Raw genomic sequence first — 20641 nt, 5'->3', positions numbered from 1 at the left:
ATTTCTCTTATGGTTATATAACGGCGTGATTTAGCGGAAACCTTAGGATTTTTTGCAGAAAGCGGCGCTGGCCGGATAAAAGACCAGCGCGCGGGGGGATCAGACGGCGGCTTCCGCCTCCAGCATGACCGGGTGGAAACGGCGCTTAAAGTAGATCAGGCCGTGTCCCGCGTCACTCAGGATGATGTTTTTAATTTCAACAAGATAAACCAGATGCGTGCCGATGGTTTGCACCTGGCTAATCTCGCCTTCAAGGCTGGCGAGCGCGCCCTTGAGCACCGGCTGCGCCAGCGGGCCTTTCTGCCAGCCGGAGAGGGCAAAGCGCTCGTCCATCGCCATACCGGTCATCCCGGCGAAGTGGCGCGCCACGATCTCCTGCTCGTGATTCAGCACGTTAACGCACAGCCTGCCGTTGCCCTGAAAGACCGGGTTCATGGCGCTGCTGGCGTTGATGCACACCATCACCGACGGCGGGGTATCCGTAACCGAGCAGACGGCGGTGGCGGTGATGCCGCAGCGGCCCGCCTCGCCCTCGGTAGTGACCACATTGACCGCAGCCGACAGGCTACTCATTGCGTCGCGAAAACGCAGGCGTTGTTCATCTAATTGCATTGCAACCTCCCGCTGCGCTATTTCAGCAGCTTATCCAGCATGTTGATATCGCTGTTGTTGTGCAGGTGCGGCACCGTCCAGCCGTGTTGGTCGTATTCGGACATGCAGCGGTCGACCATCGCCATCATCTTGTCCATGTTGCCGGAGCTCTGCGCCTGGCGCAGGCACTGCAGGCGAATTTCGTCCTGGCTGCCGGAGTAGTTAATTTCGTACAGCTCGTGACGGCCGCCAAATTCGCTGCCGATGGCATCCCACATCAGCTTCAAAATCTTGATGCGTTCGACGTGATCCATGCCGTTGGAGCCGCGCACGTATTTCGCCAGATACTGGTCGATCTGCGGGTTGTTCAGATCCCGGGCGCTGGACGGCAGGTAGATCAGCCCGGAGGTGACGTTGCGTTCGATGATGTTCTTGATCTTCGCGTAGGCCATCGGCGCCATCACGCGGTAGGTTTGCAGCGCGGCGTGATCCGGCAGATACGCCCCGTTGACCCACGGCGTGGCTTCGGAACACATGGAGTCGCTCAGCGCCCAGAACATGTTGCGCCAGGCCACCACTTCGCCGAGATCCGCCTGCACGCCGCGGAACTCCAGGGTGCCGGTGCACTCCAGGGATTTCTTCAGCAGGGCGGTGATGAAGTCGAGCTTCACCGCCAGGCGCACGCAGGCCTGCAGCGGGTACATGCGGGCGAAACCGCCCTCCATCGTCCAGCGACGGCAGCGGTCGAAATCGCGGTAGATCAGCACGTTTTCCCACGGGATCAGCACATGATCCATCACCAGGATCGCGTCGTTCTCGTCGAAGCGGCTGGAGAGCGGGTAGTCGTAAGGGGAGCCGGTTGCGCCCGCCACCATCTCGTAGGAGGCGCGGGAGATCAGCTTCACGCCCTCGGCATCCATCGGCGCGACGAACATCAGCGCGAAGTCCGGGTTTTCGCCCATCACCTGTGCGGAACCGAAGCCGATCATGTTGTAGTGGGTCAGCGCCGAGTTGGTGGCCACCACTTTCGCGCCGCTGACGATTATCCCGGCGTCGGTCTCTTTCTCCAGCTTGATGTAGACGTCCTTTACCTCATCCGCCGGCTTGTGGCGGTCGATCGGCGGGTTCACGATGGCGTGGTTGAAGTACAGGCCGGTTTCCTGGATGCGGGTATACCAGTTCCGGGCGTTCTGCTCGAACTGGCCGTAGAACGCCGGGTTGGCGCCGAGGGCGCAGCCGAACGCGGCCTTGTAGTCCGGCGTGCGGCCCATCCAGCCGTAGCTCAGGCGCGACCACTCGGCGATGGCGTCCCGCTGCTGGCGCAGATCGTCAGCGCTTTTCGCCACGCGGAAGAACTTGTGGGTATAGCCGCCGCTGCCGGTGTCGGTGCCCCAGCACAGCGTGTCCTGCATCTCTGGCTTGTGCAGCGCGTCGTACATCTGCGCGATGGAGGCCGCCGCGTTGCGAAACGCCGGGTGGGTGGTGACGTCTTTGACGCGCTCGCCGTAGATATATATCTCGCGACCGTCCTGCAGGCTTTTTAAATACTCTTCGCCGGTTAACGGACGTTTGGCATCAGCGCGGAAATCTTCAGGCTTCATAGGGACCTCGTATCGGAATAGGGTTGTTAAATTTATGTTTTGTTTTTGTTGTTTAATTGAAGCCTGAGAGGGGCAAGACGTGAAGGGACGATTGGGACAACGGCGGGTACTTTTCGGGCGGGATGGGGTTTTGTGATCGGTGCGGCAATCTGGCGGGTGGCGCTGCGCTTACCCGGCCTACGAACCGCGATGCGTTCAGGAAACCGGTACTTTCTGCGCCCGATAGGCGCTCGGCGAACACCCCACTAAGCGATTAAAGAAGCGGGCGAAATAGGCCGGATCCTTAAACCCCAGCTGCCAGGCAATCTCGCTGACCGCGCTGTCGGAAAAGAGCAGCAGCCGCCTGGCTTCCCGCAGCTGGCGATCGAAGATCAGCCGCTTCGGCGGGCGGTTAGCGAAGCGGCGGCAGATATCGGTCAGGCGGGATTCGGTCAGGTGCAGCTCGCTGGCGTATTCCGGCACCGTCCAGTGCTGATGGTAGTGGGTGTCGATAAGCTGGGTAAAGCGCTGGAACAGCTTCAGCTCGCCGCGCATGCCGCCTGATGCATGGTCGTCGAGCTTCGCGTTGCGCAGCAGCAGGGTAAACACCGCCTGCGCCAGCAGGACCAGGGTGTGCTCGCGTCCCGGCAGCTGTTCCGTGGACTCACGGGCAATCAGCTGCCAGTAGTGCTTCAGCGCCGCCAGCTCGTCCGGCTTATCCGCCAGCGAGAGGCAGATCCCCGGCAGGCCAAACGCTTCCCGGGTGCCGGGGTAGAGCACCTCCAGCAGCGGCCAGATCAGATCCTCGCGCACCGTCAGCACGTGCCCGTCGCTGTCGGATTCGGTGATAAACGCGTGCGGCACCGACGGCGGCGTGAGGACGAACAGCGGCGCCTGCACCGAGTAGCGGTGATCGTCGAGCTGGAGCTCAATCTGTCCGGTATCGAGAAAGTGCATCTGAAAGTACTGGTCGTGACGATGCGCCTGCATGTCGCGGCCAAAAAAGGCCGCCATGCGCGCGAACGACTGGTAGTGCACGTCGTCGGTGCCCAGGCTTTCGTCGTACTCCCTGCTGATATCAATGTTGGCGATAGGGCTCTGGCACACGGTCGTTCCTCTGTTGATCCCGCTGCGTCATCGGAATGCGGGTCAGCACCAGCGCGCCGACCACCAGCAGCCCGGCCACAAACCACAGCCCGGAGCTGAAGCTGCCGGTCGCGTCGCGCAGAATGCCGATCAGCAGCGGGCTGACGGCGGATCCCACGTTGCCGATGGCGTTGATCACCGCCAGCGCCACCGCCCGGGAATGCAGGCTAATGACCCGATCCGGCGTGGTCCAGAATATCGCCATGGCGGTAAACGATCCGGTTGAGGCCATGACGATGCCAAGCAGCTGGATCAGGCTGTGATCGGTGGCGGAGGCCAGCATCCATCCCGCCGCGGCGAACAGGTACGGCAGGATGGTGTGCTTTTTTCGCTCTTTCAGCCTGTCGGAGCGGCGGCTCCACCAGATCATCCCGAGGATAGTGCAGAACTGCGGGATCGCCGCCAGCAGGCCGATGACGATATTGCTGCTCCCGGTGTTAAAGCTCTGCAGGATCTGCGGCGTCCAGATGTTGATGGCGCTCAGCGTGTTGGTCAGGCAGAAGTAGGCGAGGGTGTAGAGCAGCACGGCGGGCGTCAGCACTTCGCGCAGCGTCGAGCGCGGCGTGGCGGCGTGCGCAATCGCCATTTCCTGCTCGCGGGCAATCATCGTTTTCAGCGCCTGCTTTTCGTCATCGTCCAGCCAGGTGGCCTGATCCGGCGTGTCGTTAAGGTAGAACCAGGTCACGACGCCGAGCACCACCGACGGCAGCCCTTCCAGCAGGAACAGCCACTGCCAGCCCTTCAGGTTCCACAGCCCGTCCATCGCCAGAATGTACCCGGAGAGGATCGAGCCGAGCATCATGGTGACCGGCATGGCGATCATAAACAGCGCGTTGGCGCGGGCGCGGTGATAGGCCGGGAACCACCAGGTGAGATAGACCAGGATCCCCGGCAGGAAGCCGGCTTCGGCAATGCCCACCAGCATGCGCAGCACGTAGAGGGTTTCAGGGCTGGTGGCGAACATGGTGCAGGTGGAGGCGATGCCCCACACCACCATGATCCCGGCGATCCAGCGCCGCGCGCCGATCTTCGCCAGCATGATGTTGCTCGGGATCCCGCACAGCACGTAGGTGACGTAAAACAGCGTCGCGGCCAGGCCGAACATGGTGGAGGTCAGGCCCAGATCTTTACCCATCGTCAGCCCGGCAAAGCCGATGTTGATGCGGTCGAGAAACGAGAAGACAAACAGGATGAAGAGAAAGACGATCAGGCGTCGGAACAGCTTGTTAATGGCACGTTGTTCAACAGCTTTATTATCATGTGCTTGCAGGGTAGAGGTCGTCATGGTGCGCTCCAGATCTTACGTTTAGTAGACGGATTTATTGTTATTAACTGACGTAACCGGTTGTTCGATAAAGCGTGCCGCCAGCGCTTCCGCACCGCGGGCGAGCAGGGTGGTGTCAACGCCGACGGCGACAAACAGCGCGCCGAGTTCAAGATAGCGTTTCGCCAGCTGCTCGTTCGCCATCAGGATGCCGGGCGCTTTGCCCGCGCTGAGGATCTGCGCGATCGCCTGCTCGATGGCGGCCTGCACCTCCGGGTGCTGCGGATTGCCGGCAAAGCCCATGTCTGCGCTCAGATCCGCCGGGCCGATAAACACGCCGTCGACGCCTTCCACGTCGAGGATCTGCGGCAGGTTTTTCAGCGCCTCGCGGGTTTCAATCTGCACCAGCACGCACATGGCGTCGTTGGCCTGCTGGAGGTAATCAGGTATGCGGTTCCAGCGCGACGCGCGAGCCAGCGCGCTGCCCACCCCGCGAACGCCCGCAGGCGGGTAGCGGGTGGCGCGTACCGCCAGCCGCGCCTCGTCGGCGTTTTGCACCATCGGCACCAGCAGGGTTTGCGCGCCGACGTCCAGCAGCTGTTTGATCTGCACCGGGTCGTTCCACGACGGGCGCACCACCGGCTGGCTCGGATAAGGGGCGATGGCCTGCAGCTGGGTTAAGACGGTTTGCACGCTGTTCGGCGCGTGCTCACCGTCGATAAGCAGCCAGTCGAAGCCTGCTCCCGCCAGCAGCTCGGCGCTGTAGCTGCTGGTGAGCCCCAGCCACAGGCCGATTTGCGGACGGCCCGCCTTCAGCGCCGCTTTAAATGCGTTTTGCATGTTGTCTCTCCTAAACAAAGCGGCAGCTGATGGAGCCCATGTTGCCGTAGTCGACGTGGAAGGTGTCGCCTCTGCTGGCGGGCACCGGGCGGGTAAACGAGCCGCCGAGGATGATTTGCCCTGGTTCAAGCTGCACGTCGTACGGCGCCAGCTTGTTGGCCAGCCACGCGACGCCGTTCGCCGGGTGGTTCAGGACGCCTGCGGCCACGCCGGTCTCTTCAATCACGCCGTTGCGGTAGAGCAGGGCGGAGATCCAGCGCAGGTCCAGCTCGTCGGGCTTAATCGGACGGCCGCCGAGGATCACGCCCGCGTTGGCGGCGTTATCGGAGATGGTATCGAAGACCTTGCGCGGGCGCTGGGTCTCCGGGTCAACGTTGTGGCAGCGGGCGTCGATCAGCTCCAGCGCGGGGATGACGTAGTCCGTGGCGTTGTAGACGTCGAAGATCGTGCAGTTCGGGCCGCGCAGCGGTTTTGCCAGCACGAAGGCCAGCTCCACTTCGATACGCGGGACGATGAAGCGGTCGACGGGGATGTCGCTGCCGTCGTGGAAGAACATGTCGTCCAGCAGCGCGCCGTAGTCCGGCTCGCTAATCTGCGAGCTGGCCTGCATCGCTTTGGAGGTCAGGCCGATCTTGTGGCCCTTCAGCACGCGGCCTTCGGCGATTTTCAGGCTGACCCATTCGCGCTGGACGGCGTAGGCGTCTTCAATCGTAATCTCCGGGTAATCCAGCGAGATCGCGCGGATCTGCTCCCGGGATTGTTCCGCCTGATGCAGACGATGGGCGATCAGGGTGTGGGTGTGTTTATCGAGCATGGCGATATCCTGTTTTTGCCGGGTGGCTTTGCTTACCCGGCCTACGGTTCGGTACTGCTGTTGCCGGGTGGCGCTGCGCTTACCCGGCCTACGGTTCGGTGCTGCTGTTGCCGGGTGGCGCTTTGCTTACCCGGCCTACGGTTCGGTGCTGCTGTTGCCGGGTGGCGCTTTGCTTGCCCGGCCTGCGTTCGGGGCCGTTGTAGGCCCGGTAAGCGCAGCGCCACCGGGCAAGCAGACGACTACGTAAACAACGCGTGCACGTTGTTTTGCTTGTAATTGAGCGTCGGGTGCAGCTCGTCGAGCTCAAACGACAGCGCCAGATAACGGGCGGCCATGAGGTCGGCAAAATGCGCTTTGATAAGCCCAAAAAGCATCTCCCCCACGGCTTGCCGGCTCTCCAGGCTGCGCCCGGCACCAATCTTCAGCGTCATATGCACGAAGGCGTAATCGTGCCTGCCGTCCGCCATCTGCCAGGTGTCCAGCCAGTGGGCGCGGCTGCGGATGCCGCCGATCGGGAAGATGCCGGTCGCGGCCAGCGCCTCGTTCACTTTGGCGAACAATCCCGGGAGGTCGGCCTGCTCGCGGATGTTGTCGGTACATTCAGCAATAAAGTGCGGCATGGTGGCTCCTAAGCGGGCAGCGGGAAAACGGCGTTGACCTGGCCGGTGCCGGAGCTGGCGAACAGCTCGGTGAGAAACTCCACCTTGCCGTCGTATTTGTCCCAGCCGAGCATGCCCAGCAGCATCACCGTGTCGTGCATGTTGCCCTCGCCGTAGCAGTAGTCGGCGTATTCCGGCAGCATGCTGCAAAACTCTTTAAACTGGCCCTCGCGCCACAGCTTCACCACCCGCTCGTCCATCTGGCGGTCAAACTCGCGGGTGTAGCTGTTCATTCCTTCCTCGGCGCGCTGGTCGTCAATAAAGCGGTGCGACAGCGAGCCGCTGGCGAGCACCGCCACGGTACCGTCGTATTTTTCGATGGCGCTGACGATGGCCTCGCCCAGCCTGCGGCTGTCGGCGAAGTCGTGAACCGTGCAGAACGCCGAGATGGAGACCACCTTGAAGCGCTTATCCGCGTTCATGTAGCGCATCGGCACCAGCGTGCCGTACTCCAGCTTCAGGCTCGGAATGTTGTGCGCCTTGGCGCGCACGCCACGCTTCACCGCCTCGTCGGCAATCAGCTGGCCGAGCGCCGGGTTGCCGTCGTAGTCGTAGGTCATGTCGCGGATAAAGTGCGGCAGCTCGTTGCTGGTGTAGACGCCCGAAAAATGGTCCGCACAGTTGATGTGGTACGCGCTGTTTACCAGCCAGTGGGTGTCGAACACGATGATGGTGTCGACGCCCAGCTCGCGACAGCGTTTGCCGATCTCTTTGTGCCCGTCGATGGCGCCCTGACGGCAGCCGTGGTTTTTCCCCGGCAGCTCGGAGAGATACATCGACGGCACGTGGGTGATTTTTGCCGCTAACGCTAATGTACCCATGGTCAGATCCCCCACTTTGGAATCGGATGGTCGCCCATGGAGATGCAGACGTTTTTCATCTCCGCGAACACCTCGAAGCTGTACTCACCGCCCTCGCGGCCGGTGCCGGAGGCCTTCACGCCGCCAAACGGCTGGCGCAGGTCGCGCACGTTCTGGGTATTCACAAACACCATGCCCGCTTCGATATTGCGCGCCAGGCGCAGCACCTTGCTGACGTCCTGGGTCCAGATGTACGACGCCAGGCCGTATTCCACGTCGTTCGCCAGGCGAAGCCCTTCCGCTTCGTCCTTGAACGGCAGCAGGCAGGCCACCGGCCCGAAGATCTCCTCCTGAGCCACGCGCATGCGGTTGTCGACGTCCGCCAGCACGGTCGGGCGCAGGAAGTTGCCGCCGCGAAGGTGCGCAGGCAGGTCGGCTGGTTTGTCCGGGCCGCCCGCCAGCAGGGTTGCGCCTTCCTCGATGCCGAGGCGGATATAGCCGGAGACTTTCTCCCAGTGCTGTTGGCTAATCAGCGCGCCAACCTGGGTGTTCGGATCGGTCGGGTCGCCCACGCGCAGGCGGCTGGCGCGCTCGGCAAAGCGCTTCACGAATTCCGGGTAGATGCTCTGCTGGATGAAGATGCGCGAGCCCGCGGTGCAGCGCTCGCCGTTGATGGAGAAGATGGTGAACAGAGCGGCGTCCAGCGCGCGCTCGATGTCGGCATCCTCAAAAATCAGCACCGGCGATTTGCCGCCCAGCTCCATGGAGTATTTCTTCAGCCCAGCGTTTTTCATGATGTTGCGCCCGGTGGCGGTGCCGCCGGTAAACGACACGGCGCGCACGTCGTGATGACGCACCAGCGCGTCGCCCGCCGTCGCGCCGTAGCCCTGAACGACGTTCAGCACGCCCGCCGGAATACCCGCTTCGAGGGCCAGCTCGCCCAGGCGGTCGGCGGTCAGCGGCGAGAGTTCAGACATCTTCAGCACCGCGGTGTTGCCGAGCGCCAGGCACGGGGCGACCTTCCAGGTGGCGGTCATGAACGGCACGTTCCACGGCGACACCAGCGCGCAGACGCCCACCGGCTGCACCAGGGTGTAGTTCAGCATCTTGTCGTCGACCGGGTAGGTTTTGCCGTTCATCTGCTGGCACACCTCGGCGAAAAATTCGAAGTTGTGCGAGGCGCGCGGGATGAGCACGTTTTTGGTCTGGTGGATCGGCAGGCCGGTGTCGGCGGTCTCCATGGCGGCGATCTCCGGGACGTTCTGATCGATCAGATCGCCCAGACGGCGCATCAGGCGCGCGCGCTCCCTCATCGGCAGGTTGGCCCATTTCGGGAATGCCTCTTTCGCGGCGGCGACGGCCTGGTGAATTTCCGCTTCCCCGCCGGAAGCGACTTCGGCCAGCACCTCGCCGGAGGCCGGGTTGGTGGTGTGGAAGTACTCGCTTCCGGCGACGTTTTTACCGTTGATCCAGTGGTTAATCTTTTTCATTTTGCCGTCTCCTCACTCACAATTCGGTTCACCAGGCGTCCTACGCCTTCCACTTCCACCACCACTTCATCCCCCGGCACCACGTCGGAAAGCCCTTTCGGCGTGCCGGTGGCAATCATGTCGCCCGGCTGCAGGGTCATAAAATCGCTCAGGTAGGCAATCAGGAACGGAATGCTGAAGATCAGATCCGCCGTGGTGCCAAGCTGTCGCATCTCGCCGTTGACGAAGGTGCGCAGGGTCAGGTTGTGCGGGTCGGGAATAGCCTCTTTTGGCACGATGTTTGGGCTGATGGGGGTCAGCCCGTCGCGGCTTTTCACCCGCAGGTTCGGGCGGTAGTAGTTTTCCAGGTAGTCGCGGATGGCGTAGTCGTTGCAGACCGTGTAGCCCGCAACATAGTCCATCGCCTCGGCTTCGCTCACCTTACGGGCGGTTTTGCCGATGACGACCACCAGCTCCGCTTCGTAGTGCATGTATTCAATATTGTTCGGGCGCAACGAGGTCTGGTTGTCGCCGTTAAAGGTGTTCGGCGCTTTGATAAACACCAGCGGTTCGGTAGGCGGCTTAAAGTCCAGCTCGCTGGCGTGATCGGCGTAGTTCAGGCCGAGGGCAAACAGCGTGGCGTGCGGCGGCGTGCGGTGAGCGGGAATGACGTCGCGTTCATCCACCACCGGGTTTTCCAGCGGCGGAAAGCCTTCCGCCAGAATACGCACGCGATCGCCCGGGCGGATCTCAACCCGGCTGTGCGGGGTGCCGAGCAATATCGCATCGCCGGGATTAAGGGTGGCGAACTCGCTCAGGGCGCTCAGCAGCTCGGCGGCGTTGCGCTGAAGATCGGCCGTGTTCCAGTGGTCCGCTTCGCGACCGTTAATTTCGGTGATGAGGGTCAGGTTATCCACGTTCTCAACGTTGACCAGCTCGCCGAGCGGGCAGAAGCCGTCCCGGCATTTGGCCTTGATCGCCGGGCGGTAGAAGCTCTCTTCCGGCAGGCTCACCTCGTTGGCGAGCGCATACCCGGCGATGTACGCCGCCGCGTCCTCCACGCGCACCCTGCTGGCGGTTTTGCCCACCACCAGCGCTACCGTCGCACCGCTCAGCACCGTTTCCCCCTGCGGGAACGGAATGGGTTCGCCTGCGCGGATCACGGTGTTATGCGGTTTGATGAACCATACCGCCGTTTTCGGCGGCGTGCTGTAGGGGGCTTTTTCAAACGCCTCGCGCCAGGCTTCCCGCTGGCTTTGATGGTTGAGGGCGACGGCAAAAACGGTACCTTTCATTCACATACTCCTCAGGCCGGATGTCCGGTTTGGATTTCATTAATATGTTAATGATCTGGTTTTATGCTTTTGCTGTTTATTTCGCAATCAGAAGTGAAAAATTTGTGATATGAATAACAATAAATTTACATTCTGTTTTATATTGCTATTAAAATCATGTTGTTAATGAGTTTGGTGGGTTTCTGTTAGACTTTTTGATGAAAAACGTGTTGTTTATAAAAGCATCTTTTATGGATTGTTTACTTGTTAATGATGTGAAGGGGAGAAGCCATGCATGATTCATTAACCATCGCGCTGCTGCAGGCGCGGGAAGCGGCGATGTCCTACTTCCGCCCGATCGTGAAGCGCCATAACCTGACCGAGCAGCAGTGGCGCATCGTGCGCGTGCTGGCTGAACATCCATCGATGGATTTTCACGATCTGGCGTTTCGCACCTGTATTTTGCGTCCCAGTCTGACCGGCATTCTGACGCGCATGGAGCGCGACGGCCTGGTGCTGCGCTTAAAGCCGGTAAACGACCAGCGCAAGCTGTACGTGTCGCTGACCAAAGAGGGGAATGCGCTGTATGAACACGCGCAGGCGCAGGTTGAAGAGGCGTATCAGCAGATTGAGGCGGAATACACGCCGGAGAAGATGAAACAGCTGACGGCGCTGCTGGAAGAGTTTATTGAACTCGGAAACCGGCATAACGCAGGACGGGAAGAAGAGTAAAAACCCCAAATTCCAGGATGATTTTCGTAAAGTTTTCCCTTTCCAGGCCGAAAATTCTGTATCTGTCTGAGGAAAGAGAAAACATGTTAAACCGTATCAAGATTGTCACCAGCTTAATGCTGGTTTTAGCGATATTTGGCCTTTTACAACTCACATCCGGTGGTCTTTTCTTTAATGCTCTGAAGAATGACAAAGAGAATTTCACCGTCCTGCAAACCATTCGCCAGCAACAGTCCACGCTGAACGGCAGTTGGGTAGCGTTGCTGCAAACCCGTAATACCCTGAACCGCGCGGGTATCCGCTACATGATGGATCAGAGCAATATCGGCAGCGGCGCGACCGTGAACGACTTGATGCAAATTGCGTCTGCGTCTCTGAAACAGGCGGAAAAAAACTGGGCTGACTATGAAGCCCTGCCGCGCGATCCGCGTCAAAGCGATGCGGATGCCATGGAGATCAAGCGTAACTATGATATCTACCACGGCGCGCTGGCGGAGCTGATTCAGCTGCTGGGCGCGGGCAAAATTAACGCCTTCTTCGACCAGCCGACCCAGAGCTACCAGGATGGTTTTGAGAAGCAATATGTGAGCTACCTGCAGCAGAACGACAAGCTGTACCAGACGGCGGTCGAAGACAGCAACAGCTCCTACAGCCAGGCTATCTGGGTGCTGATCGGCGTCCTGATTGCCGTGCTGGTGGTGATTGTGGCCGTCTGGCTGAACATCAAGCAGACGCTGATCTCCCCGCTCAATCGTCTGATCGACAATATTCGCCATATCGCCAGCGGCGACCTGGTGAAACGCATTGAGGTTCAGGGCACCAACGAGATGGGTGAACTGGCCGACTCCCTGCGTCATATGCAGGGTGAGCTGGTGCGTACCGTTGGCGACGTGCGTAACGGCGCGAATGCGATCTACAGCGGCGCGAGCGAAATCGCGATGGGCAACAACGACCTCTCCTCCCGTACTGAACAGCAGGCCGCTTCCCTGGAAGAGACCGCTGCCAGCATGGAGCAGCTGACGGCGACCGTGAAGCAGAACGCCGAGAACGCCCGTCAGGCGAGCCATCTTGCGCTGAGCGCCTCTGAAACCGCGCAGAAGGGCGGCAAAGTGGTGGATAACGTGGTGCAGACCATGCGCGATATCGCGGGCAGTTCGCAGAAGATTGCCGACATTATCAGCGTGATCGACGGCATTGCTTTCCAGACCAACATTCTGGCACTGAACGCGGCGGTAGAAGCGGCGCGCGCGGGCGAGCAGGGCCGAGGTTTTGCGGTGGTGGCGGGTGAAGTGCGTAACCTGGCCCAGCGCAGCGCCCAGGCTGCACGCGAGATCAAGAGCCTGATTGAAGACTCCGTGGGTCGCGTGGAAGTGGGTTCAACGCTGGTCGAAAGCGCCGGTGAAACCATGGGTGAGATCGTGAATGCGGTTACCCGCGTAACGGACATCATGGGTGAAATCGCCTCTGCGTCCGACGAGCAGAGCCGCGGTATTGACCAGGTGGGTCTGGCGGTGGCCGAGATGGATCGCGTCACCCAGCAGAACGCCTCGCTGGTTGAGGAATCTGCCGCAGCGGCTGCCGCGCTGGAAGAGCAGGCGAGCCGCCTGACGCAGGCCGTAGCGGTGTTCCGCATTCAGCAGGAGCAGATGAAGGCGCGCGAATTCGCTGCGGCTAAAGCGGTTTCCACGCCGGTGACGGCGCGGAAAACCGCGGCGGTCGATTCAGGCGATAACTGGGAAACGTTCTAGTCCTGTGCGCGTTGTGCCGGGTGGCGGCTGCGCCTTACCCGGCCTACGGTTCGTAGTTTTTTGCCGGGTGGCGGCTGTGCCTTACCCGGCCTACGGTTCGTGGTGTTGTAGGCCCGGTAAGCGCAGCGCCACCGGGCGATATCAAAGCGGCAGACGCATGGCGCAGCGGGAATCAAACGCTAAGCCGTGCGCTGTCTCTTCTTCCCTTTTCTGACGCAGTTCAGGCGTGAGTTCAGTAACGTATTCAAACCCCAGCCGCGCATAGAACGGCGCATTCCACGGCACGTTCCGGAACGTCGTCAAGGTCAGCGACGCCAGCCCTCTTTCACGGGCATGATCAGCCGCACAGGCGATAAGCTGCCGACCAATGCCCTTTCCCTGCCAGTCCAGATCAACCGAAAGCTCCACGATAAACAGCGAAGAAGAATGCGCTTCGGCGAGGATAAACCCGACGGGGCGGCTGTCTGCCAGCGCCAGCCAGCTTAGCCCACGTTCGGCATACGCAAGATGCTGCTCGGCGGAAATGACCTCGCCGTCGGCAAGCCAGGCGAGTGCCGGGAAGTCACGAAAGCGCCCGGCCGCCGCGCGTTCAATGGCGGACAGGGCAGCAACGTCGTTGCGGGTGGTGGGGCGAATGCGAATAGTCATGGCGGCAAGTATAACCTGAGCCGTCGACATTATTCCGAGCAGATCAGCACCGGCGAGTAAAAATTGCTGATCACCAGCGCATCATGCGGAGTGCGCTCTATCGTCAGAAGCCTTTTATTGCCCAGCGTCAGGCCCGAGACGTATTTTTCAAAGACCCCGGGCGGCATGGCGTCGTGGCTAAACCGCTCCACTTTTTGTATGACAATCTCATACAGTTCGCCCTCTACGTGCCGCCATTTAAACATCTCCTGGCGGGAGACCTCCCAGCTGCGCGGCGCATTCACCACGCTGCCGTTTAGCGTGATATACCCCGTTTTGTCGGGGTGAAAACGCATAATGATCTCGCCGTCAAAGGTGAACTCGTGGCTATCGCGCCGATCGGAAAAGGTCAGGTTTCCGTCGCAGGCCACCGACAGCGGGGGCGTGTGAAAGTACCACGCCAGCGCGGCGCCCAGCAGCAGCAGGTTGAGGATGAGGATTAGCCAAACTTTTTTGTGTCTCATTTCACCACTCGTAATAGTAAAGCGTCCGGCAGGCGCTGGCTTTACCCTGCGTGAGGGAACATTGGGAGAGCACCAGCCGCCCTTCGTGGCCGTAGAAAAGCGTTCTCTGAACGTGCATGTAGAAAATGGAGTTTTTCAGGCACGGAAGATGGCCGTCCTGCTGAATCGTCTGCGCCAGCCCAATCGCCCTCTCGTGAAACACGTCCGCCAGCGGCGTAAAGGTGTAGACCGGACACGTGCCAATATGGGTCAGCAGGTGGATCTCCTGCTGCTGGGTTGCCGGCTTGACTGCCGTTATCCAGATGCACAGCGCAACGATCGCCAGCGTGAGCGCCCCGCAGAACAGCACGTCCGGGCGAACGCGCCGAACGGATGTCGCCGTTCCGGCTGCCGGGCATGGCTCCTCCAGCGCGGTGACCGTGACCTCTGCGCTGAGCATAAAGCCCGTTTTAGGCACGGTGACGATAAACAGGACGTCGGGCAGCAGGCTTGCCAGCAGCTTGCGCAAAATGCTGATGTACTGGTTTAACGAATTGTTCGACCCCTGCAGCCCGCGGCTGTCCCAGACCTCGTGAAGAAGCGTTTCTCGTTCGACCACGTTCCCATGATGCTGCACCAGCAGCTTCATAATGGTATTGGCCGTGCAGGTGAGGATCTGCACATCCTCATCCGGTGCATTAATAAGAGAAACAGAACCGTCCTCGTCGTTGTAGACGAGGGCGTCAGCAAGCAGGTATTTCATAAATTGTTGTAATACAGACAGAGATAACGAATAAAAGAACAGGCCTTTCGCCTGATTAAGCAGAGCTGTTGGCTATTTTAGCGTCATTGTTACCCATAACATTGATCCAGGCAGGATTTTGCGCTGTTTAATAAGTCAGCGTAACGATGACGTCATCGCTGAATTCCCCCGTGCCGCTCAGCGGCTGCGCCGGGACGTCGCCATAGACGGTGTAACTCTGCGTGCCGCCAGCGGAGTGAGTGACCTGCATCGCGTCGCCGCTGCTTTGGTCGCCCCAGCGCTGCGTGGCCCCCGCATCCTGCCAGAGGACGTAGCGCAGGCACTGGCCTCCCTCGTTGCATAGCTGCCGCTGGTTACCGCTGGCATGATTGCCATTTCCCATCGCCAGCGTGAATGCGGTACCGGCCGGACAGCGCGTGGTAAGGGTTGCCGTGGAGCGCGTCGGGCGCAGCGTGGCGGCGCTGGTCAGGGTGCCGAAATTAAGCGGAGTGACGTGCTCGATGTAGCATCCCTGGCTGATTTCGGCCTGCGCGCTGGTGCCGCCCTGCACCTGTTCTCCCTCTGCGGAACCGTCCGAGCAGTTTTGCAGCGCATCCTGACGCAGGGCGCTGTGCCATGCTATCCGCAGATTCATGTTGTAGTTGTAGTAGTGGTAGGCCGGAAGCTGGCTTTGCCCTGCGGGTAGGGTGGCGATCAGCGGAAAGGTACCGCTGACGTTGGCATTGCTTTCCGCGGCCAGGGTCTGCTGAATCAGGTTCCCGCTGCCGGCAGGCCCCAGCTCCTGAGAGCGCGCAACGCCGTTAAGCAGGCGGAAGAGAAGGGTGTACTGTTTTCCCTCCTGATCCCCCGGCGAGATCATCTTAAAGGGCGGGGCGTCGATGCTGCTCAGGCAGACGTTGATGTACTCTGTCGTCCCGGGGTTATCCGCCTGGCAGCTAAATTTTACCTCAGCGTTGACGGAGGCGGCGTTGCCCGCCACGACGTTGCCAAAGTTAATGGCGGGCATGGAGGTGATCCAGCAGGCTGCTGCCATTGCCTTTACGGACAGGACGAGCAGCAATAATAACGGCGTTCTTAGCGACACGGTTGTTCTCCGATATTCTGTATAGATGACGCGGTACGCGGCGCCGGAAGCGTGACCCGGCACTCCCCCTCCCCGGTTTTCACCAGCAGTTCACCCGGCAGGGGCGGGTCCTCAAGCCAGATAAACCCGTCGCGTCCCACGATGGTGGCGCCGTGAGGCGTTGAAACGATGCTGCCCAGCGGGATCGGCGCGCCGCGGCTGTCGACCAGCCTGGCCTGAACCGTCACGGCGTGGTGGACGTTGAAATCGACTTTTACCGCACTGCTGTTACCCGGTCTGGCATACATGTCGGTGACGGAGGCAATCACATCGGAAGGCAGATCCAGCGGATTGATGGTGACTTTGCTGTTGTGGTAGCGCGGCAGGTCGGTCAGCAGGAGATATCCCTCCTCATCGGTTTCGCCTGCCGGGCGATTTTCCAGCATCACCGGCACGTGCCCGATACCGCGGGTTGAGACCAGCGCCAGGCCTTGCTCGTTGTAGCGCAGGGCGTGCAGGCTGTTATCCAGCAGCGTCAGGCTGCCTTCGGCTGAGGCATACTGATTTCTCGCGTTAGCACCTTGCTCCAGCCCAACGTGCCACTCACCGGCGTGGCCCAGATAGCCCACGTCAGCATACCTTTCCCTTTGTTCGCCAACGCTTTGCCCCAGCTGCCATGACCAGCCGCCGGTTTGGTCGTCTGGCTGATGGCGATAGTCCATGCGCGGCGAATCCTGGTTTGCCTGGAGTGAGAGAGTGTCCTGCCGCCCCAGCGGGAGCGAGAGCAAAAGCTGAACGTTGCTCGACGCGTCCGTAAACGAGCGGGTATAGCTCAGCGTGGCGGAGAGATGTGCCGGTAACAAAACGGACCAGGAGGCGTTGAGATAGCGTTGTTTGTTGCCCTGAATGTCCTGTTCTACCCAGCCCACGCCTGGCGTGCCCAGGTGGGAGAATGAATGGCTTAGCCAGACGCTATCGCTGCGACTGACGGGCACGGCACCGCTCATGCGGGCATTGTCGGCGAACGCGGCATCGGTGCGCACGGTGCTGGCAGAAATGCTCGTCCCGCTGCCGTTCCACTGCCAGCCGAGGCCCCACTGCGTTCCCTGACCGTAGGGGCTGTCGCTCACCGCGACGTGCTGGCTGACAATGCCGGCATCGGGGGATATCAGCCAGTCAATCCCCGTTCCGATATTGCGCAGTTTGTGCTGCTGCTCCGTATGCAGCGCCAGCGTCAGCTGATTGTTGACCCCATACCGCCAGCCGGCGTCGAGCATCGGCGACGCGGCATAGTCGTCGGAACGCTGGGCGTAGTTTTGCCGCATCCAGCCGATATCCAGCGAGCCGCTGCTGAGCCCTTCGGCCAGCATTCCCGGCGCCCCGTACACATCGAGCTGTACGGTGCGACGCTGGCCGTTGATGTCGGTAATGACCAGCTGCGCCTGTCCGCTTCCGGTGAAGGTGGGCAGCGTATCCAGCGTAAACGCCCCCGGCGTAACGTGCTGGGTGCTCTGCCTGAGCCCGTCAATGTAAAGATCGACCGTTGAAGGCAGAACCGCCGTGTCGCTGTAGCGGCTGCGTGGTTCAGTGTTGAGCTGGGGATCGAGTTCAAAATTTCGCGCCCAGTGCAGGCCGCCAAAGCGGACCTGACGGCTCCAGCGCGTGCCCGTAGTGATGCTGTCTCCCAGTGCCAGGGTGGTCAGCGAATCGGTGTTGTCCCACTGCCAGCGGGTTTCAAGACGCGTATGGGTGGGCCGGGCGGCGCTGTTTTCCTCTCCGGCATGGCTTGAAAAGCTGCTGCTGAGCGTCCCGGGCAGCACCCCTGACGCGGTCAGCTGGGTCTGGGCATTCAGCTGGCGTTGACCCTGCGCATCGCTGGCGTAGAGGGTATAGCCGAGCGTAAACGCGCTGATGGGCTGGGCCTCAGGATAGACGTACTGCGGGGACGATTTTTCGAGCGTCAGATGTTGCTGCCCCTCGAGCGCCTTCGCCTCGGCCGTAATCGACACCTGCTGGGCAAGCAGGTCAATCTCCACCTTCAGCCCCGGCAGGGCCGTGAGTTCCACCCATCCGCCGTGGTCATCCGGGGCGTGAAGCCCCAGTTTTTTTACGTCGCTGCGGCTTATCCACAGCGCATTGTCCACCACCCGGCAGGCCCACAGATCCCCACGCGGGGCGTGATTCACGGTGATGGCCAGCCATTGGACGGTGTCGGCGCTACCTTCAGTGCGGGCTAACAGCATCAACGGTAGCCAAAGCAGGAGCGCGAGAAGCGAGCGGGCGCAGGGGGATCTGGCTGGCATGATGGTCATCGTTGAGGTAGACGCGCAACGCGCTGAGCGTATGGCGTGATGCTTGCTTAAGTTTCACAAGAGCGGTCTGTCCGGGCAGGACATAGCCCGCCAGGCCTTTAACCGATCCCGCAACCTGCCCACTGGCCGTCAGAGCCTCAAGATGGCTCAGGCGAATATGGCTTTTTCCGGCGTTATAGCAGCGGATTGTCGCCGGGCCGTCTGCCTGTTCACAGCTCAGCGCATCGTGGCCGATGGGGGTATTCTGGGCGCCGCCAATAAACACCGGAATCGAATAGCGCAGCAGGAAGTGTACGCCGTTGGGATTGGCCGCACGGGAAAGGGTGTCCGGCAGCTCGTCAATCACCAGCCGGTAGCTCTGCTCCTGTTCATGAGCGTCAGGCTGCATAACGATGATGCGGACCAGCTGCTGCTGGCCCGGCGCCAGCGCGGTCATCGCCGGGCTGCTGACCACCTCGTCGGTGGCGGTTAAGACATCCTGACCGTTTTTCTGGGTCCATTCGTACACCCGTATCTGCGCGTGAATGGCCGCTTTTCCACTGTTGGTGAGGGTGACCGCCGTCGCGCGCTGGCCGCTTTGCAGATCGAGCGTAACGGGCGCCACCTGCAGCGTGGCGGCCAGCGCGTAGCGTGACAGCAGCGCCAGCATCATGAGCCACAGAATGAAGCAAGGAAGATAGCGACGCACGATCAGTACACCAGGTTTAAGGTGACGTCGTCGCTGTAGGCACCCGCCTGCGCGGTCGTCAGGGCACCTGCGTCAATCACGCCATAGAGCGTCTCTTTCTGCTCCTGGCCGTTGCCGGTGTCGGTGAGCCCATCGGTGCTGGTGATTTGCGTCTGTTTGCCTTCATCAGCAAAGAGTTTCCAGGCAATCTTCTGTGCGCCCGTTTCGCCGTTTTCCGGCTTCAGCCAGAAGGTGCCGTTATCACTGCTATCGTTGCTGGTGGCCGAGAGGGTGAACGGGGTACCGTTGGTACAGACGATATCAACCTGCGTGCTGGCCTGAATTTCGCTCGATTCATCCGAGCCATGGCGCGAGAAGTTGAGGTCGTTAGCTTTGAGCGTGCACGACTTCACGACCTCGAGTGAGACGTGCATCGTCGCGCTTGCGGTACTGTCTGCGGCGATTGCGGCAACAGGAAGCAGGAGAGCGGAACAACATACAGCAGCGTTGATAATTTTCATGATCGTATTTCCTGACGTGAGTAACAGTGCAATTACAATGTGAAAGATCGAGCGTCCAGCAGGCAGAGTTTTCGATGGAAATCCGCCAGGCTGTGACAGCAAAACTTGTTCATCGCGTTACGCTTGTGGGTGTAGATCGTTTTAGGTGACTTATTCAGGATTTTTGCGATGCGGACCGGACTGAATCCTTTGTGCAGCAGCATGCATACCCGCATCTCCTGATACGAGAGCGTGGCGGCGTTTTCGAAGGCGAATGTCGTGTCGCTAAAGCAGCGGCTCAGTTGCGCAAGAGAGAGGTTATCTGCGACCACCCTGACCCGCTCGTTGCGCAGGCAGGCGTTCACGTCGCAGACCCGCGCGGCATCCGTAAATACCAGCCAGTTCTGTCCGACGTGCGTATTGCGCAGCAGCGTCTGCAGGCGCAGAAGCCCTTGCGGAGTAACATCATCGATCCAGTGCATCTCCGGGCAGGGGGTGACGGCGGCTGAAATCATCGAGCTGAGGCCAAGCCATAAAAACGCATTGCCGCTCAGGACGATAGCCTGATAGCCAGCATTCGGAATAAAGGGCGTCATTTTCTGCCCCACAGATAGCCCTGGCCATAGTCGGCCACGCTGGCACGGGCCAGCGCGAAATCACCCGCAGTTTCAATGCCTTCTATCAGCACCTTGCTGGCGACGCGCTTGCACTGGCGGGTGAGATGCAGGAACTTCTCCTGCTCGGTGCGTCCGCTCCAGAAGGTATGCTTGTCAATTTTGACGCCGCAGAAGCGGATCTGGCTGGTCAGGAGGTCGGGAAGAATGTCTTCGCAGACGTCGTCAGCCCACACTTCAATCCCCCACTGATGGAGCGTTGCGATGCATATCCGCAGAGCCTGGCTTTGCGCGCCGTCGAGCTGCACCAGCGTATGAAGGTCGGTGACCTCGATGGCAAGCTTCGCCGGGAAGGGCGTCTCTTCTTTGAGCCTGTCGAGGAAGTCCGTTTCCAGCAGCAAATCCGACGTCGCATTGAGATAATACTTGTCGCCCGCCTCGCAAAACATGGCATGACGAAGCTGCGCAAAGAAGTGTGCTTTACGCTGCGTCAGGGGCATTGAGTCAAAATAGTCTTCGAGATTGACGTGGGGCTTTGCCGTGGACAATACCTCCCAGGCAATGACATTTTCACTGCGCAGTGCCCGGATGGATTCGAACTTATAGCCGGTTAGCATAATAAAAGTGCGTAACGCTCCGTGGTGACTTCAGAAGCTGCACATTTTATGGATTTGG

The 20641-nt window shown here is 60.5% G+C and carries 21 protein-coding genes; 2 read left to right on the top strand and 19 right to left on the bottom strand.

The genetic code is table 11. The features are described from left to right. Window positions 1-99: 99 nt before the first annotated feature. From ACJBF3_RS14045 to hpaG, 10 genes are all read right to left on the bottom strand, one after another. The gene (locus tag ACJBF3_RS14045; RefSeq protein WP_045327528.1) at window positions 100-612 is read right to left on the bottom strand and encodes a 4-hydroxyphenylacetate 3-monooxygenase reductase subunit; all 513 of its coding nucleotides are present in this window, start codon (window positions 610-612) and stop codon (window positions 100-102) included. Window positions 613-629: 17 nt separating this feature from the next. After that, the gene (gene hpaB, locus ACJBF3_RS14040) at window positions 630-2192 is read right to left on the bottom strand and encodes a 4-hydroxyphenylacetate 3-monooxygenase, oxygenase component (RefSeq protein WP_033144556.1); all 1563 of its coding nucleotides are present in this window, start codon (window positions 2190-2192) and stop codon (window positions 630-632) included. Window positions 2193-2387: 195 nt separating this feature from the next. Next, entirely contained in the window at window positions 2388-3278 is an 891-nt protein-coding gene (gene hpaA, locus ACJBF3_RS14035; protein ID WP_045327532.1) for a 4-hydroxyphenylacetate catabolism regulatory protein HpaA, read from the bottom strand. After that, window positions 3250-4602 carry a 4-hydroxyphenylacetate permease gene (gene hpaX, locus ACJBF3_RS14030; RefSeq protein WP_045327534.1) on the bottom strand — a complete coding sequence of 451 codons (1353 nt, stop codon included), beginning with the start codon at window positions 4600-4602 and terminating at the stop codon, window positions 3250-3252. Before hpaX ends, hpaA begins: the two co-directional genes overlap by 29 nt. 21 nt (window positions 4603-4623) lie before the next feature. Next, on the bottom strand, window positions 4624-5421 hold the full coding sequence (gene hpaI, locus ACJBF3_RS14025) for a 4-hydroxy-2-oxoheptanedioate aldolase (protein ID WP_045327535.1): 798 nt from the start codon (window positions 5419-5421) through the stop codon (window positions 4624-4626). A 10-nt stretch (window positions 5422-5431) separates the two neighbouring features. After that, complete coding sequence (gene hpaH, locus ACJBF3_RS14020) at window positions 5432-6235, bottom strand: 2-oxo-hept-4-ene-1,7-dioate hydratase (RefSeq protein WP_024908290.1); 804 nt, start codon at window positions 6233-6235, stop codon at window positions 5432-5434. Between the two features lie 239 nt (window positions 6236-6474). Beyond that, window positions 6475-6855, bottom strand: coding sequence for a 5-carboxymethyl-2-hydroxymuconate Delta-isomerase (locus ACJBF3_RS14015; protein ID WP_045327536.1), 381 nt, complete (start codon window positions 6853-6855; stop codon window positions 6475-6477). A gap of 8 nt (window positions 6856-6863) precedes the next feature. Further along, a complete protein-coding gene (gene hpaD, locus ACJBF3_RS14010; RefSeq protein ID WP_045327537.1) occupies window positions 6864-7715 on the bottom strand; it encodes a 3,4-dihydroxyphenylacetate 2,3-dioxygenase in 852 nt (283 codons plus the stop codon). Window positions 7716-7717: 2 nt separating this feature from the next. After that, window positions 7718-9184: a 5-carboxymethyl-2-hydroxymuconate semialdehyde dehydrogenase gene (gene hpaE, locus ACJBF3_RS14005; protein ID WP_045327538.1), complete on the bottom strand. Its 1467-nt coding sequence runs from the start codon at window positions 9182-9184 to the stop codon at window positions 7718-7720. Further along, window positions 9181-10458 carry a 4-hydroxyphenylacetate degradation bifunctional isomerase/decarboxylase gene (hpaG, locus tag ACJBF3_RS14000; protein WP_045327539.1) on the bottom strand — a complete coding sequence of 426 codons (1278 nt, stop codon included), beginning with the start codon at window positions 10456-10458 and terminating at the stop codon, window positions 9181-9183. The genes hpaE and hpaG overlap by 4 nt, the downstream gene beginning before the upstream one ends. 270 nt (window positions 10459-10728) lie before the next feature. Here hpaG and hpaR point away from each other — a divergent pair, with 270 nt between their 5' ends. Beyond that, window positions 10729-11169 carry a homoprotocatechuate degradation operon regulator HpaR gene (gene hpaR, locus ACJBF3_RS13995; protein ID WP_045327540.1) on the top strand — a complete coding sequence of 147 codons (441 nt, stop codon included), beginning with the start codon at window positions 10729-10731 and terminating at the stop codon, window positions 11167-11169. Window positions 11170-11252: 83 nt separating this feature from the next. Then, on the top strand, window positions 11253-12917 hold the full coding sequence (gene tsr / locus ACJBF3_RS13990; RefSeq protein WP_045327849.1) for a methyl-accepting chemotaxis protein: 1665 nt from the start codon (window positions 11253-11255) through the stop codon (window positions 12915-12917). Between the two features lie 141 nt (window positions 12918-13058). On the opposite strand, the gene ACJBF3_RS13985 is transcribed toward tsr, so the two are convergent. From ACJBF3_RS13985 to ACJBF3_RS13945, 9 genes are all read right to left on the bottom strand, one after another. Continuing rightward, the gene (locus tag ACJBF3_RS13985; RefSeq protein WP_045327850.1) at window positions 13059-13565 is read right to left on the bottom strand and encodes a GNAT family N-acetyltransferase; all 507 of its coding nucleotides are present in this window, start codon (window positions 13563-13565) and stop codon (window positions 13059-13061) included. A gap of 29 nt (window positions 13566-13594) precedes the next feature. Beyond that, window positions 13595-14068 carry a hypothetical protein gene (locus ACJBF3_RS13980; RefSeq protein WP_045327541.1) on the bottom strand — a complete coding sequence of 158 codons (474 nt, stop codon included), beginning with the start codon at window positions 14066-14068 and terminating at the stop codon, window positions 13595-13597. 1 nt (window position 14069) lies between these two features. Then, window positions 14070-14810: a winged helix-turn-helix domain-containing protein gene (locus tag ACJBF3_RS13975; protein WP_045327542.1), complete on the bottom strand. Its 741-nt coding sequence runs from the start codon at window positions 14808-14810 to the stop codon at window positions 14070-14072. 127 nt (window positions 14811-14937) lie between these two features. Next, the gene (locus tag ACJBF3_RS13970; protein ID WP_045327543.1) at window positions 14938-15894 is read right to left on the bottom strand and encodes a spore coat U domain-containing protein; all 957 of its coding nucleotides are present in this window, start codon (window positions 15892-15894) and stop codon (window positions 14938-14940) included. Continuing rightward, the gene (locus ACJBF3_RS13965; RefSeq protein ID WP_223239954.1) at window positions 15885-18176 is read right to left on the bottom strand and encodes a fimbria/pilus outer membrane usher protein; all 2292 of its coding nucleotides are present in this window, start codon (window positions 18174-18176) and stop codon (window positions 15885-15887) included. The genes ACJBF3_RS13970 and ACJBF3_RS13965 overlap by 10 nt, the downstream gene beginning before the upstream one ends. Continuing rightward, complete coding sequence (locus ACJBF3_RS13960; RefSeq protein WP_048994489.1) at window positions 18097-18873, bottom strand: molecular chaperone; 777 nt, start codon at window positions 18871-18873, stop codon at window positions 18097-18099. Before ACJBF3_RS13960 ends, ACJBF3_RS13965 begins: the two co-directional genes overlap by 80 nt. A gap of 2 nt (window positions 18874-18875) precedes the next feature. Then, window positions 18876-19373, bottom strand: a complete 498-nt coding sequence (locus ACJBF3_RS13955; RefSeq protein WP_045327546.1) for a spore coat protein U domain-containing protein — start codon at window positions 19371-19373, stop codon at window positions 18876-18878. A gap of 32 nt (window positions 19374-19405) precedes the next feature. Further along, on the bottom strand, window positions 19406-19948 hold the full coding sequence (locus tag ACJBF3_RS13950) for a helix-turn-helix transcriptional regulator (protein ID WP_045327549.1): 543 nt from the start codon (window positions 19946-19948) through the stop codon (window positions 19406-19408). Further along, entirely contained in the window at window positions 19945-20583 is a 639-nt protein-coding gene (locus tag ACJBF3_RS13945) for an EAL domain-containing protein (protein ID WP_045327551.1), read from the bottom strand. Before ACJBF3_RS13945 ends, ACJBF3_RS13950 begins: the two co-directional genes overlap by 4 nt. Between the last annotated feature and the right edge of the window lie 58 nt (window positions 20584-20641).

This window comes from Enterobacter sp. PP-008-ECC_S150, assembly GCF_045257065.1.
Taxonomy (GTDB): Bacteria; Pseudomonadota; Gammaproteobacteria; order Enterobacterales; family Enterobacteriaceae; genus Enterobacter; species Enterobacter chengduensis.
Note: the sequence above shows the minus strand (reverse complement) of the source record. Positions and strands in the feature narration are given on the sequence as shown.